The organism is Candidatus Moraniibacteriota bacterium (assembly GCA_016699875.1).
GTDB lineage: Bacteria > Patescibacteriota > Minisyncoccia > Moranbacterales > UBA1568.
In genome coordinates this window covers 774,046-789,897 of the sequence record CP064989.1, presented here as the reverse complement: position 1 = coordinate 789,897, position 15,852 = coordinate 774,046, and the positions used below count along the sequence as shown (strand labels likewise).

General features: G+C 49.1%; 10 protein-coding genes. 1 reads left to right on the top strand and 9 read right to left on the bottom strand.

What is annotated here, in order from left to right:
* Positions 1-197 precede the first annotated feature (197 nt).
* The 4 genes from tgt to IPK84_03795 form a co-directional block, all read right to left on the bottom strand.
* On the bottom strand, positions 198-1,358 hold the full coding sequence (gene tgt, locus IPK84_03810; protein ID QQS15469.1) for a tRNA guanosine(34) transglycosylase Tgt: 1,161 nt from the start codon (positions 1,356-1,358) through the stop codon (positions 198-200).
* 49 nt (positions 1,359-1,407) lie between these two features.
* Positions 1,408-3,324: a hypothetical protein gene (locus IPK84_03805; protein ID QQS15468.1), complete on the bottom strand. Its 1,917-nt coding sequence runs from the start codon at positions 3,322-3,324 to the stop codon at positions 1,408-1,410.
* 136 nt (positions 3,325-3,460) lie between these two features.
* Complete coding sequence (locus IPK84_03800; GenBank protein QQS15467.1) at positions 3,461-5,611, bottom strand: fibronectin type III domain-containing protein; 2,151 nt, start codon at positions 5,609-5,611, stop codon at positions 3,461-3,463.
* Positions 5,612-5,662: 51 nt separating this feature from the next.
* A complete protein-coding gene (locus IPK84_03795) occupies positions 5,663-7,870 on the bottom strand; it encodes a LamG domain-containing protein (protein ID QQS15466.1) in 2,208 nt (735 codons plus the stop codon).
* 141 nt (positions 7,871-8,011) lie between these two features.
* Between IPK84_03795 and IPK84_03790 the strand changes: the two genes are divergently transcribed.
* Positions 8,012-10,531 carry a fibronectin type III domain-containing protein gene (locus IPK84_03790; protein QQS15465.1) on the top strand — a complete coding sequence of 840 codons (2,520 nt, stop codon included), beginning with the start codon at positions 8,012-8,014 and terminating at the stop codon, positions 10,529-10,531.
* A gap of 122 nt (positions 10,532-10,653) precedes the next feature.
* Here IPK84_03790 and IPK84_03785 read toward each other — a convergent pair whose 3' ends face one another.
* From IPK84_03785 to IPK84_03765, 5 genes are all read right to left on the bottom strand, one after another.
* A complete protein-coding gene (locus IPK84_03785; protein QQS15464.1) occupies positions 10,654-11,130 on the bottom strand; it encodes a prepilin-type N-terminal cleavage/methylation domain-containing protein in 477 nt (158 codons plus the stop codon).
* Positions 11,131-11,360: 230 nt separating this feature from the next.
* Positions 11,361-12,416 (bottom strand): type II secretion system F family protein, encoded by a 1,056-nt coding sequence (locus IPK84_03780; GenBank protein QQS15463.1) that lies wholly within the window; start codon positions 12,414-12,416, stop codon positions 11,361-11,363.
* 10 nt (positions 12,417-12,426) lie between these two features.
* Positions 12,427-14,139 (bottom strand): type II/IV secretion system protein, encoded by a 1,713-nt coding sequence (locus IPK84_03775; GenBank protein ID QQS15462.1) that lies wholly within the window; start codon positions 14,137-14,139, stop codon positions 12,427-12,429.
* 33 nt (positions 14,140-14,172) lie between these two features.
* Positions 14,173-14,634: a response regulator gene (locus tag IPK84_03770; protein QQS15461.1), complete on the bottom strand. Its 462-nt coding sequence runs from the start codon at positions 14,632-14,634 to the stop codon at positions 14,173-14,175.
* 18 nt (positions 14,635-14,652) lie between these two features.
* On the bottom strand, positions 14,653-15,798 hold the full coding sequence (locus tag IPK84_03765; GenBank protein QQS15460.1) for a PAS domain-containing protein: 1,146 nt from the start codon (positions 15,796-15,798) through the stop codon (positions 14,653-14,655).
* Positions 15,799-15,852: the final 54 nt, after the last annotated feature.

The following is a 15,852-nucleotide window of genomic DNA, read 5'->3' as shown; positions in this document are numbered from 1 at the left end:
CTCCTTCTATCATATCTTCCCCTTCCTTGCTTTGCAATCTTTTCCTTTTCCGGCTCCACTTCAAACCGCTGCGAATTCCGAGGGGCTTCTGTCCATGATCGTGATTCCCTGAGAGTTCGCTCTCATTTCGACTGTCATGGGAGTATAGAGTGTTCCTTTCAGATTGTCAAATCCCAGACACACTGAGACAGTCCCTCTCAGAATGTCTTTTTCTCATTCTCACCAACTGCCTTCCCGCGCAATTCATCCATGAGTTTGGCATAAAATCGAAGATTGTGAATCGACAGCAGCCGAGACCCAAGCACCTCTCCGGTCGCAAAGAGATGTCGGATGTACGCGCGAGAGAATCCGCCAGTACACGCCAAACAATCGCACGATACATCAATCGAGGCCGTGTCATCCCGAAATCGTTCGCCGGTTATATTGGCAACCTCATAAAAAGACTCCTCAAAGATACTTCGTCCGAAACGACGGAGGAAGGCGCGTCCATGCCGCCCTTCTCGAGTCGGAATAACACAGTCGAACATATCCCAACCAATCGAGTGGCAGCGAACAATATCTCGCGGCGTTCCAACGCCAAGCGCAAACCGGATCGCGCCGGACGGGATGCTCTTCGCCGTCTCACGAAGCACTTCCTCAAGAAAATTCCCTTCCATATCAAGGTGTCGCGCCCCAAACCCATATCCATCGAAACCGATCGCAGCAAGTGCATCAACACAATGCCGGCGAAGCAATATATCCATACCGCCCTGCACAACCGAGAAGAGAAGTGGCCGACCTTTTTCCGGATGAGTCCCCGCCCGCTCAGCCAATCGCTCTTCATATCGAGCCTTACACCGTTTCGCCCATCGAAGCGTCCGCTCAACAGCAAGTATCGCCTCATCGCTTGGCGCATCATTCGGACGAGGATCGTCAAGACACACCATCATGTCAACGCCGAGATCGAATTGGATATCAATCGCACGCTCAGGAGTCAAGAGGTGGTTCGAGCCATCAATCGGGGAGCGGAAGAGCGCGCCTTCTTCGGACACCGCGCCGTATTCCGGATGTCGATGAATGAGCGAATATACCTGATATCCTCCGGAATCAGAAAGCACCGGAGCATCCCAGTTCATAAACTTATGCACACCGCCCAGTCTGGCGATATAGTCCGATCCCGGACGAAGTAGGAGATGATAGGTATTCACAACAAGCGCTTCAATCCCCAACTTGGCAACCGTCGCCGGCTCAATGCCACGTACTGCCGCGCGAGTCGCGTCTGGCATGAAAAATGGCGTCTCCAAAACGCCATGTTCCGTGTGAATCTGACCCTTTCGCCCGAATTCGCTTGTCGACAAAAGGTTAAAATACGAACTCATATGCCTTCACCCTACCCCGAAACAAAAGTCTCGGTCAAGAACCAGATCACTATTCTCCATTCACGACCCGAGAGCTATTCGAAGGAAGAGAATCGTCTTCTCGGAGGTTCGTTGTTTTCTCCGATGCAGTCGATTGAATCGTCTCATTCGTGAAGACGTCTGTTGCCTTGGCAGATGACATACCGAGCAACAACGGTGACGTATCCACCTGGTTTACCTCCGGACGGATTGACACCTGAAAAACCACGGTTCGCTTTGGCGAAAGGATTCCCTCTCCAACACCAAGACTCCCGACATTCCATATAATCTTATTTGTGCGTTCGTTATAAGAGATGTTCTCAGTATTCGGAAACGTTTTCCCGGTCCACGCGACGCCGGTTGGAAGATCAGCCGACACCTCCACTCCCGTCACATCATTTGTCGTATTCGACAACAACCAATGCATCGTATAGGTAGTGCTCTTGCCGACTGCCGGAGGAATAGGACCCGTGTTCGGCAGCGTGCTGTCCTGGTAATACCCAGCGGTTTCGAGAAGGAGTCGGGAATTCACTTTTTCCCACATTGTATCGGTTGCAACAATTTTATTGGCTCCGGCTGGATTGGGAACATCGGGACTCTCAATTCTTGCTATTGTCCTTATTTGGAAGTTCTTTGTCAGCACACTCTTCGGGACAAGATCATCTCGAACTGGCACAGCAAACTCGACTTTCCCTGAAGCACCCGAGGTAAGATTTGCGAGTTGTTGGATATCAGAGGCTTTCCAAGTAATCGTTTTCCGAAGACTATCATAAGCCCCTTTCTCCGGACGAAGCTGGGAGAAATCAAGGGCATCCCCCTCCAATTCCACGGTGATGATAGCTTCTCGCAAGGCTATCTCGCTGTCATTTCGATAGGACACCGTATACCGCAAAGAATCACCGGGATTTACCGCTCCCGGCATCGAACCATTCAAAGACTGTCGAATACTGAAAGGTGCTGCCACTATTCTTGTTGTACGCTCAGCATCGCTATAGGCAAAGAATGTATTATCACCCTGAAAGGTTCCAAACTCAACTTTGAGCGTCTTCGTTTCATTGGGCACGCCACTCATATTTCCGGTCAGGCGAATTTTCCCGCGTTCGCCCGCAGCAATACTTCCCAGATACCATACTACTTCCCCTTCAGACGGCTTCGGATCGGAATCATTGAGAGAAAAACCTGAGGGAAATGCCGCTTTCATGCGTATGTTCGAAAGCGTTGCATCGCTCGTATTTTCGTAATTCACTAAATAATTCACTTCTCCCGATGGCGGTACCGAAAGCGGCGCTTCCAGCTCTACTGCAAGTGATGCGCTCCTCAAGTTGACGCTCTTCTGTCCGGCTGATGAGAATTGACTCTGCACGTTGTTCGGTCGATACCGCAATTCAGCGTGAATATACGCGATTGAATCTTTTGACCCATAAAACTTCCCGGAGAAGTCAAGCGTCTTTTTCTCAAAGGCATTAATAGTGCCGATCGTAACCGTGCTCGATGAAGCGTCATTGCGGAAGGTGCTTTCATTCCCTTCCGGAATAAATCCCGGCGGATAAGAAACGATCAATTCCGCATCAGCAAGTCCCGATCGGTTGGCATTCTCGTAGGAGATGACGAAATCCGTGATATCCGAACTATTCACATTGCTCGGTCCCGTCACGGAAACAGTCACACGATCTTGCGAAAATAAAGACTGTTGAATCCGAACGAATGTTCCCGCAAGAAGCGCTACCAGGGTAATCACGCCGATTGCCCACATACCGAGATGAACCGCCTTTGTTTGATCGACTGCAAACCGCTTACGAACAGCGCTCCATCCGCTTGTTTTTTCAAGTGACAACTTTTCAACGTCATTCGAAACACGACTCGGATCGAATTCTTTTGTTTGATATAACGGCTCACGCGGCGTTCCATCGTGTTTATGAAGCTGCTCATCGAGGTCTTGTATGCCCATACGATATTTTCTTCATACAATCCGAACTTGTTTCAAGTATACCACATTCGCACTTCTATAAGTCAGACTCTCCATCCAAAACAACACCGCGCAAGACTCTCGCTCCCATTTCACATTTTATCCATCCCATTCACCCCTACATCCCCGCCCCCTGCACCTGCCAGTAGAACGTAGAACACGTTGTATCTCTGCATCCGCATTTCCATCGGCCTCCCTGTATGCTGCAGGTCATACCGACCAGGTAGGCGGGATCGGAAGCGCTCGCTGTAGAGATATCGGTATCGGTGAGAGTGGCAGAGACACTTCCTTGGCACCAGTCTCCATTCAAAGCTCCGGTACAGGTTCCGGTGAAGGAGGTCCAGTCAGATATACCGGGATCGTAGTAGTAGCCTTTGGTGTAGACGATACGGGTAGTGTCTCCGGTGATACCGAGGGTGGCGTTTATCGTGTGGGTATCACTGCTGGTACAGGTGGTGGAGATGAGAGGGGTGTTACTCGCAAAGACGTCATAGGGAGCACCGTAGCCGGTGTAGGTTGAGGTGGTGAAGTTGGTGGGAGTGACAGTGGAGCAGGGTTGTGGGGTGGAGGATGTCACTTTGAGGAATCGTACGGCGTCAGCAGCGGTTCCCTCCCATCCGGTTGCAGTTCCAATCACTTTGACCGCTCCGGTTGTATTGAAGCTGTAAGTACCGAGAAGATTCCATTGGGATCCGTTTATCTCCTGATTAACCGGTCCGACTGTTGCGGCACCGGAAGCATGGGTGACTTGATAGTTCACATCAGTTGGTCTTCCGGTGACTGCCAGCCATCGGGCATACACCTCGTAGGTTCCTGGAACAAGAGAAGATGCGGTCCATTGGAACCATTCTCCGGCTGTGGTGGAAGAGTAGAAATAATCGCTTCCATAGTATCCGGGATAGGCAGTTGATGGAAGCCAGCTCCCAGAAGAAGAGACAGATGCGGTGTCGGTGTTATCAATGATAACTTCGTTTGGATCAGAGACTGTTACCGTCACACTCTGGTTTGCACTCCCTCCCGTTCCGGTGCATGTGAGGGTATAAGTGCTTGTCGAGGTTGGCGAAACGGACTGAGTACCGCTCGTTGACTTGGTGCCAGACCAGCTTCCAGAGGCGGTGCAGCTGGTAGCATTTGTACTACTCCATGTGAGCACAGAAGAAGACCCTGACGCGATACTGGTCGGATTTGCCGAAAGCGTGACAGTAGGAGTTTGTGCAACATCTTGAGTCGTGGCACCAACCACATTGCTCCAGCTGCTCGTGTTTCCGGCAGCATCTACCGCTCTCACATGATAGGAGTAGCCAGTAGAAGCAGAAAGATTTGAATCAACAAACGGAGATGAAGAAGGAGTTCCGACTTGAGTAAAATTCGAGCACGAGAGTCCGGTACAGCGCTCAATCTGATAGCCAACTACCCCAACATTGTCAGTAGCCGAATTCCAAGAGACCGAAATACCGGAGGCACTCGTAGCATTAGCGGCAAGATTTGTGGGACTGGAGGGAGGAGTAGTGTCGGAGGTGCCGCCGCTTCCACCACTTACCAATACATCCCCATTAGCCATGGTACCAGAAGCAGATGGAGTGCCAGAGGTAGCATCAGAATAAATCTCCACATCATCAAAATAGACGTAGTTCAAACTATCTCCCGATGGCACCTGTTCATAATTTGAAGTGATATACAAAGGGTACCATTTCCCACCGAGATTTCCCGTTGTTTCATCTCGGATAAGCACGTCATCATGCCACTCTCGAAGCTTCCTGTTCGAACTGTTATAGTATACCTCGACTTTCCCCCATTTCTGCGATGATGCTGTGTTATCTCCGGGAGCATCACCCCAATACGACCCAGATGTAATTGGCCCCTCATTCTTGAAACCTGAAGAATCATGGATTGAATCGAAGTAGTCAATACTCCCGGTAAACCAACGGAGAATCTTTTTCGGAGAATCACCGCTTCTCGCGTGATTTTTATCCACTCGAACTTCTGCTCGAAACAAGAATTCGTTCGTATAAGGAAAAGAATTCAGTGCCATTGTCTCAAACCATTTCGGCGTATTCCAAGCAACCGTGCCATCGGTATTGCAGCGAATCATTCTCGACCCGGAATATGGCCCCGTAACACCATCGGCAGCCGAAGTAACCGATGTGCACTTATCCCGATAATCAGCCTGACTCCACAGGTTGGTATTTCCCGCCTCAGAGCCGTCATAGAAAACTCGCGTGGCAGCGCTCGCTTTCGACGCGCAAATACAACCCAGAGCAACGAACATAACTACGCGAAGCGTTTTCACAACAAAAGTCCACTAAAAAATTAGCATGTTCTACATTATACGATATAAGTTCGAAATTTCATCGGAAGAAAGCACTCTATTATAAATCCGAATATCATCGTAGGAAACAACATCGCCGTTTCCGTCAGAATACCCGAGACCGGGATATTCCGACGCGTTCGTTATATCAGTTCCATTATACACACTTGTTCCATCCATATCGAGAAACGTTCCGTCGAGATAGAATGAGATTCCAGCGTCCCTATCGACAACATATGAAACCATATGCCATTGATCATCCTGGAGAGAGGCTGTCGAAGTGTCGTAGTATGTATGTGCCGATCCGGTTCCGATTAAGACGACTAGACTCGAAAGAGAGTTGGAGTAGTAAAAAGAATATCCTTCTCCCGATTCAAGGCCAGAGTCTTTTTTGTTCACAAAGTATGTGTCGGCATTACTGCTCACCAGACGTACCCACACGTTGACGGTCATATCTCCAGTGCCCATCTCCAAGTTTCGCATTGAAGCTAATGGGATAAATTCCCATCCGGTTCCGTCAAAAGAGATGCCCTGTCCCGATTTTCCGACAGCCGGCGAGACATACGGCGTATTGAATGTTCCGTCATTCCCGCTTCTTGACTTATCGCGAACAATACCGTTCGCCGAGTCAACATCCGCCCCATCGAAAGTCCAATGTCCAACAAGACTTGTATCGATCGGTTGCGTGGGACTGGTGGTATTATATATCTTCTTCACCTGATCAGCACTAAGGGCATAACCATAGATACGGATATCATCAAGTTTTCCGTCGAAAGGATTCCCAGCATCGGTTTCAGCACCAATATAGAAAGCATTGGTGTTGGAAAGATTTCCCATACTGGCAAAGACGGTTCCGCTTCCTGACCCATCAGGTTTACCATCGATATAGAGAACGGCATCGGGAGCGCTTTCATTCCAAGAGAGAGCAAAGTTATGCCAACCAGTAGCGATAGTAAAGGTAGATGAAGATGTAAATGTTCTTGCCTCAGTGGTTCCATTTTCATCAAAGCGAATGATAAGCTGACCGGTTGCATCGTCAATATAGGCAATATATCCATCACTTTCAGTGGATTGTCCGCTCTTGGTGGAGAGGATGGTATGGTCACTGGTGAATGTATCTCGATTAAACCAGCCAGTCAGAGTGAAGCTCGCTCCATCGGCAAAGTCGAGAGCGCTTGAGGGAGAGGCGATGGAGAGGTATTGTCCACTTCCGGAAAAGTCGAGGGCATAGGGACCGATGTTTCCGGTGACCCAACCGGGAGAACCAGTCATAGCAAGGGTGTTCCCATTGCCGGAAGAGTCCGTGGCAGAGGTGCCGCTTCCGGTGTCGAGTTTCCAGTAGCCACGGAGGGATTGGGAGAGGGGGTCTTCTGTCGGCGCGTTTACTTTCGCAGTTCCAGTAGTATAAAGTTGGTAGACTTCGGAAGCGGAGATCGCGCGATTGTATATGCGGACATCATCTATAAGGCCGCCGAATTCCTCTGAACTATTCCTGCCAATTTGATATTCCTGACTCCCTCCCACGTTATCAAAGAAGAAATCTACCGATGAACTTCCCGATGTATAAGAAAGCGCCTGAGGACTGCCATCAATATAGACAACATGCCCTGAAGAGCTGTCCGTAAAAACTATATGATGCCATGCTTTCGGATCTGAAATTGCAAGCGTTGTCTCTGCGTCGACAGTTGCTGAGCATCCCGCACTCACGGCAGTCATCCAAAGACCAATAGCGCTTGCTGCCATATCCATATAGAGCTGGAATTGGCCATTATTCGACCCACAGTCTCCTCGATCAAGGAGTGTCCCGCTAGTTCCTACGCTTGTTCCATCCCACTTTATCCACATTGATATCGATCCGGTGGCAAGAGCATCAAATGCTGCCTCAGTTCTAAGTAAAGAGGTAGCGTTACCCGGAATAAAATTAAGCGCCTGTCCTATATGCCCCAGCTCGAGATTAGATTCGCCTAAGCCAACTGCATTGAAATGGTACCCATTTCCTGTGTGATCCTTAATTTCACTTATCGCGTCTGACCACACCACATCCGGCGGATCAAAAGTGTAGTGTGCTATGAGCCCACTCGTTACTGTAGTATCTGTGATGCTGGGAGTATCAATACTCACTCCTGCTTTGCTTCCGTACCAAAAATACAAGCCTGCCACTATGGACAGAACGAGAGTGATAAGTGTCCACTGAAGAAATCGTGAAGTGTTTTTATACATATTGATAGTATATCAGATTATTTCCAGAGCTACCCTCATCATTGACAACTCTCAGTCAAACTCTCTCACCCTCCATACGGATTGTGCTACAATTACTTCATATGCTTCATAAAATTGTAGAATATGAAAAATAGAAATCTTATGAATATTTCTCGAACAAGTTCACTCTTTTTGCGAGCGAGTTTTTTCGTATTGTCCATCATGGCAATGCTCTTTCTGGGAAACAGAAACGCTTCCGCTGCTACCCGAGTCTTCTACGACGACCTCGAAAGCGGAAATACCAACTTATGGAGTCAGGGTGGCTCAAATGACAAATGTACCAATGTCTTAACGGCTATTGATGGTAACTCCCCGCACGGAGGATCTCACATGATGCAATGCAACTGGAATGGTTCTGTAGCATGGAATGACCCTGCGTCATACAGTAGTGCCGTCCTTGGATCATGGAGTTACACTAATGAGTTCCTCATACGCATGTGGGTAAGAGTTGACAATGATGTTGATCATAAATTTGGATCAAAATGGATTCGGATAACTGGGAATTATCCAACAAATAGCTTTATTGCTGACGGACAGATGGAGCAAACAGGAGGTCCTATATACACAAACATCGAGTGTCTTGACGGAACCTGTAACAATTGGAATAATTACGGTTCAGGGCTGATAGGAAATACCCAGTGGCACAAGTTGGAATTCTACTCTAAAGGAGGAGGTAGCTCGATTTTTCGTATTTGGGTAGACGATTATTTGGAATGGGAGAAGACAGGATTTAGTTCATCCCAAAAATGGAATGAGTTAAACATAATATCCAACTGGTCAGATAATGGTCCCGAATGGGCTCACGATGCCAACAATCATACCTATTGGGATGATTTCGAAATCTACTCTGACTCCACCTCAGGCACCCCAGCCAGCGGTACCATGGCAAACGGTGATGTTGCTCTCAATACCACCCCCGACACCACCCCTCCCACTTCTCCTATCGGACTCGCTGCCAATGCCACCTCAGAGTCCAGCATCACTGTCTCATGGACCGCTGCTACCGATAATATCGGAGTCGTCCGCTATGACATCGAACGTTGCACTGGTCTCTCTTGTGGCAACTTCGCCCAAATTGGAACTACACAAAACTCTCCCTACACTGATTCCGGTCTCACTGCTTCTACCGGCTACTCCTACCATGTAAGAGCCGTCGATGCTGCAGGGAATACCAGCGGATGGAGCAATGTCGTTGGAGCCACGACTCAGGCTCCCGATACCACTCCTCCTACTACTCCCACCAACCTTCAAGCCGCTACTCCGACCACTGGCGGATCCAGCACCATCGATCTCACCTGGACCGCTTCCACAGACAACATTAGTGTTACCAACTATCAAGTTGAACGCTGCCCAGGATCATCCTGCACAACTTTCTCTCAAGTAGGAACTCCCACCGCGAACTCTTACCAAGATACCGGACTTTCTGCCTCTACTACGTACCGCTACCGAGTACGAGCCACAGATGCAGCAAACAATACCTCTTCCTACTCATCCGTATCTCAAGCTACGACTGATCAGGCGCCTCCGGTCTCTGATTCTCTCATGCTCGGACTTAACTTCAATGAAGGATCAGGAACTACGACTGAAGATGTTTCCGGACACACGAATACGGGGGCGCTCCAAAACGGCACGAGCTGGAATACGACCGGAAAATACAGCGACTCTCTCACTTTTGATGGAGTGGATGATCTGGTGAATATCGGCAACCCAAGCACGCTTAATCTCACCTCATCCCTCACGCTCTCTGCCTGGGTGTATCCCACGAGTTTCTCCGGAGATCGAGATATTATCACCAAGGTAAACGATTCTTCTTCCGACTACCACCTCCAAGAAACCAACAGTGGACAAATACAGGTAGGATTCTCCAGTGGAGGAATCTGGTATACCGCAACTACCACAACCACGCTCTCCCTCAATACCTGGACTCATGTCACTGGCATCTTTGATGATACAAACAATACGCTCACGGTATACTTGAATGGTGTTCAGAGTACTCAATCAACAAATATCACTGCTACACTTCAATCCTCAACCAATCCCGTCCATGTCGGTATGGGTTGGAGCAATCAGAGTTGGAATGGAAGAATCGACGACGTAAGAATCTACAACACTGCCCTCACCCAGTCAGAAATACAGACCGACATGAACACCCCACTCACTACAGGAGGAACCTCCACCCCCACCTCCTGCTCCACCGTCACCCCCACCAACTTCACCACCTCAACCTACACCGGCTACGGTGCCCCCTATGACGTCTTTGTGAGTAACACCCCTCTCATCTCCACCACCTGTACCAGCAGTGATACCCACACGATAAACGCCACCCTCGGTATCACCGGAGACACTACCCGTATCGTCTATACCAAAGGCTACTACTATGATCCCGGTATATCTGACTGGACCTCCTTCACCGGAACCTGTACCGGAGCCTTGAATGGAGACTGGTGCCAAGGAAGTGTCTCTACCACTCTCACCGATACCGATATCTCTACAACCAGCGCTTCCGATCCCGCCTACCTGGTTGGTATGACCTGCAGTATACAAGGAGGCCGATGGAAGTGCGGATGCAGAGACACAACGTGTTCTACGTTCTACTGGCAGGTGCAGGGGGCGGGGATGTAGCATGTAGAGCATTGAATTTAGATAGGGCAGCAAAAAACAAAACAGGGACGTTTCAACGTTCCCTGTTTTGTTTTTATGAGCACAATTATTTACCCTCGCTTCAAGCAAGGCATTTATCGCCCTTATTCCCGACTCACCACGCCAAGTGAGTTCATGAGAACGCTGCGCGACACGCCGCCAGAAGCAGTAAGAGAAATCGTGAGCGGCGCTGTCGGCATCCCTGACACACGAGCAAAAACGGTTTCGCTGAGTCCACTTATTGACACCGATGAAGGCAGAGCAATTTGCCGATCAAGTGCTGTATTCCGAGTGGCGAATGAATTGCCCTGAAACAAAACAACCGCATTACCATTGAGAGCTACTCCCCATGGAAGACTCCCCTTCCCAGCAAGCGAAAATCCCTGTGCATTTCGGAGTGATCCCGCTATGCGATCAGCCGCTTCAACTACCGCATCTTGTAAAAAAAACCGGTTGTAAAAAGCTGGAGCAAAACCAGCAACAGCAAAGAAAATTGCTACAACGAGTAGCAATTCAATGATTGTAAACCCCTGAGAAGAACTTTTGGGGTACCGAATATTAAATATCTGACATTTTGCCATATTTTTCATTTCCCCCTCTCCTACCTTCCAACCCCCATCTTCTCTCTCCCGCATCACTAACGCGATTGAGATCCCTCCACTTCGGTCGGGAGATAGAAAGGAAGAGTTGAATTGGAATAGCGGAAAAAGAGTTAATACAGTTAATATAATAGGTAGGATGATTCGTAACCTAGTATCCTGAATTCCAAATTTCCATCTTCCACCCTCTATCTCCCATCTTCTGACCTTCCTTATCTCTGCAGTGATCCCGTCAGCGAATAGATCGGGGTAATAATAGAGAGCGCGATAAAAAGCACAATGCCGGCAATCCCGAAAAGCAATGCCGGTTCGAGAAGTGTTGAGAATCGCTTTGCCACCGTATCTACCTCTTCATCAAAAAATTGACTCAGAAAGAAAAAACTCTCATCAAGCTTCCCCGTCCGTTCGCCAACCGCCACCATCTTTGTCGCAAGAGGTGGCACATGTTGGAATCCTGAACGTTCGAGTAGCGCCGAAAGCTCTGTGCCTGTTGAGACACCCTCTTTCAATTCGCGAGCATATCGCTGAAAGACGCGATTAGTTAAACTCTCTTCCTCAACGCCAAGTGCGTGCACCAGAGGAAGTCCACTTCGCATCATAATTCCCAGCCCGCGAAAAAGCCGCCCCAAAGAAACAGCCGCAATGAATCGGCCTATTATGGGCAATGAAAGAAGCAATGCATGCCATCTCGACTTGATGAGATGAGTATGCACCATGAAACGAAACGCAAAGAAAAAACCGAAACACGCCAAAATAATGAGGATGCCATGCGATTTCATCAAAGCGGCGAACCACAAAAGCGCTTGCGTCGACCATGGAAGCGCCACATCGAGCGAATCGAAGAGATCGATCAGTTTCGGCAGTATGAATATGCTAATAAAACTCCCCATAACAGCCGCAACACCGAGGATAAGCGATGGATAGAGCAAGATTCCCCGGATATTTTTATGGAGCATATCTTCTTTTGAAAGTTGCTTTGCAAGAAATTCCAGATTCTCGGAAAGCGTGCCCGATTCCTCACTCACTTCAATAACACTAACGAAAAACGGATCGAAGTCTTTCGGGTGGATTCGAAGCGCCTCAGCAAGTTTCTTCCCACTCTCGACATCGGCACAAATTGCTTGAAGGATATTCCGAAAAGCCACGTTCTTTGTTTCCATCTCCAATACGCGAAGCGCCTCCGCGAGAGAAATACCGCTCTTGAGCATCATTGCAAGATGCTTTGCAAACACTGCCCGGTCCGACAATCGAATATGAGAAGAAAACATATTTTCTTATTTATTCCCGGGCAACTCGGATAACTTCGTCGAGCGTCGTTATTCCTTGGCGGACCTTCTCGATGCCATCCTCAATCATCGTTCGCATGCCGGATTGCTTCGCGATCGCCTGGATTTCACTTGCCGTTGCACGCTCCATAATAGCATGGCGAAGCGCCTCATCCAGTAAAAGCACTTCGAAGATACCGATGCGCCCCGCATACCCGCTTCCATGACACAGCGAACAACCCTTGCCACGATACACGCGAGTCATCCCCTTTTGCAGAGATGCTTTCCTTGGAAACATTTTCCGCACCAACTCCTCGCTGAGCTCCTTTCGAAGCACATCCAAAGAGACTTCCTCGCTCACCCGACACGGTTCATGGATTTTCCGGACCAGCCGCTGCGCCACAACAACCGACACGGTCGAAGCGATAAGGAACGGCTCAGTGCCAAGATCGAGCAATCGCGGAATCGTGGTCGCCGCATCATTGGCATGGAGCGTCGAGAGCACAAGATGCCCTGTCATTGCCAGATTAATTGCTATGCCGGACGTTTCTTCATCGCGGATCTCCCCGACAAGAATAATATTCGGATCCTGGCGCAGGATACTGCGCAGTCCCGTCGCAAAGGTAAGATTGGCACGCTGATTCACTTGGATCTGATTGATACCTGCCATATCATATTCGACCGGATCTTCAATCGTCATGATATTTATATTCGGCTTGTTCAATATTTTCAGTATGGCGTAGAGTGTCGTTGTCTTTCCGCTTCCCGTCGGACCCGTCGACAATATCATTCCGTGAGGTTTTCGATAGGCATCGGCCATTTTCCCAAGATCCGATGCGGAAAGTCCAAGCGTCGAGAGCGAGAACTGCCGAACATGCTCCGCCAGGAGCCGCAAGACTATTTTTTCGCCGTCTGTCGTCGGCACGACGGAGAGTCGAATATCTATAGGTGATTCGCTTCCTTCAAGAGATGCTCGAATTTTCCCGTCCTGCGGCACTTGATGCTCGTCAGTTCGAAGTTTTGAGAGCACTTTGAGTCGAGCAACCACTTGTTCGTGTATCTTCCGGGAAAAAGAAAGGACATCATAAAGAATGCCGTCTATGCGAAAGCGGACAATCGCTATCTCTGCACGAGGTTCGATATGAATATCCGACGCCTTATTCTGATAAGCATACAAGAATAACGTATCCACAATACGGATAATCGGCGCATCCGGCACTTCCCCGCTCTTTCCGGAACGTTCTTCCGCCGTCGCAACATGCGCCGTCATCATCTCATCGAACGTTTTGCCGATATCTTTGGTATAGAGACTCAGTCCCAGGTCAATATCGGATGCCGTAGCCAGAAAAACACGGAGTGGCATACCGGTTTTCTTCACCAAGAAATCGCATACCTGCAAATTGGTCGGGTCTTCCATGGCAACAGCAAGTCCTCGTTCGTCACATGATATGGCGATGATGCGCTGGGCGCGCGCCACAACGATCGGAATCATCCGAAGCACATGATCGGGAATCGCAATATCCGAAATACGGACAACAGAGACTCCCAGAATATCGCCGACCATTTCCGCCGCCTCTCGTTCGCTCATGTGCCCATCGGACACCAAGAGAGACAGGAGTGGCACTTTGTTTGTTGCCGCCGCCTTCTGCGCATCCTTCAATGCCTCATCCGATACCAGATGCATCTCCGCAATGAGCCGTACAAGAGCTGATTCATCGATAATCATAGAGACAGAAAATTCTCTGGAACTTCCGGAAAGCTACTTCGATGCCTGCCGAGCCTGATCAGCAGCAGATGAAAGCGCCTCTTCAACACTCTCCACCATCTGATGAATGGAAACGTTCGACTTGATGATATATTTGAAAACACCAAGCGATTGAGCTCGTTCAATATCCTCCTGCTGTCCGAGATTCGACAGGATGATAACCGGAACATCTCGCAGAGCATTATCTTCTTTGATTTTCTTCAATACCTCGAAGCCGTCCATCTCCGGCATCACGAGATCAAGAATAATCAAATTCGGATGGTGCTGTTTTAGAAGTTCCAACGTCTCCTTGCCATTGGCAGCAGTCACTACGCCAAACCCTTCTTTCTCAAGTTTCGTCCGATAGAGATTGGCATAAAACTGATCATCTTCCGCTACCAAGAGAAGTGCTGTTCTCTCCGCATTCTCTGCCGTACCGTTTCCTTGCGGTGCGGTTCCAACCATGTCTTCTGTCATACGCGTACGCGTTAAAGATTAGCTCGACTTCGAATCAGCATCCGATGATTTCTCGATTTTCCGATTGATAGGAAGCTTGATAAAGAATGTCGTTCCCTTCCCTTCGGTGCTCTTAAAGGATGCAGCCCCTCCCCATGATTCAATAAACATTTTCACGACAGCAAGACCAAGTCCCGACCCTTCCGTTTGCGAATGAACTGCGTTGCTTGCCCGGAAAAATTTCGAGAAGATATTCTGTTGCTCATCAATCGGAATGCCGATTCCATCGTCTTTGACCGAGATAAGACACTCATCGCCAGCTTTTGCAATTCCCACCAAGACATGCCCTCCGGGTTTACTGTATTTTACCGCGTTCGAAAGAAGATTCCGTATCACTTCGTAAAATCGCCTCCTGGGCAAGAGAATCTTTGGAACGCCCGTGTCACCTTTCAGACCGAATACTACGCGGCGACGCTGCGCATCGAGTTCAAGAAACCGGAAAATACTCTCGACTACCTCCGCCACATCAACCGGCACAGATTCTTCAACACCGTTTGTCCGGTTGAATTTTGCCATATCAAGCAGATCGTTTACCAGCTCGATCATCTGCTGATTACTCGCGTAGAGACTGATTATTGCTCGTCGAGCTTCTTCCGGCAGAGCGCCCAGATCCCCCGACAGAAGCATATCCATACACCATCGAGCGCTCCCCAAGGGCGTCCGCAACTGATGCGCCACTATGGAGAGGAAATGATCTTTCGCCTGGATCAACCGGTGCTCGATCGTTGCATCCCCCAAGAGAATAATTGTCCCTTGTCGATTTCCTTCTTCATCAGAAAACGGCACTGCTCGTCCTTTTACCGGACTCTTTGAATGACCATCTTTCTTTACCAAAGAAATCCTCCCGGTAAACTCCTGCGGCGACTCCGAAGGCGCATAGGGTGACGAGGAAAGCACCGTTTGCAAATCATCATCGATAGAAAACTTCACGACCGATCCAACCGGCTGCCCAATAGCCTCCTCAGCGCTCCATCCGGAAAGCGCAACGGCTTTCGGATTCACAAATGAAATCACTCCGTGAACATCTGTCACGAAGATCGCATCGCCGACTGACTCGAATGCTTCAATCATCCATCGGTCCTTGCCGGCAAGATCGCACGCAATATGCTGAGAAGACGCGGTCATGGGAAGAAAAACAAGAAAGCCGACGTGTTCAGTATATCACATCGGCTCTCTTCA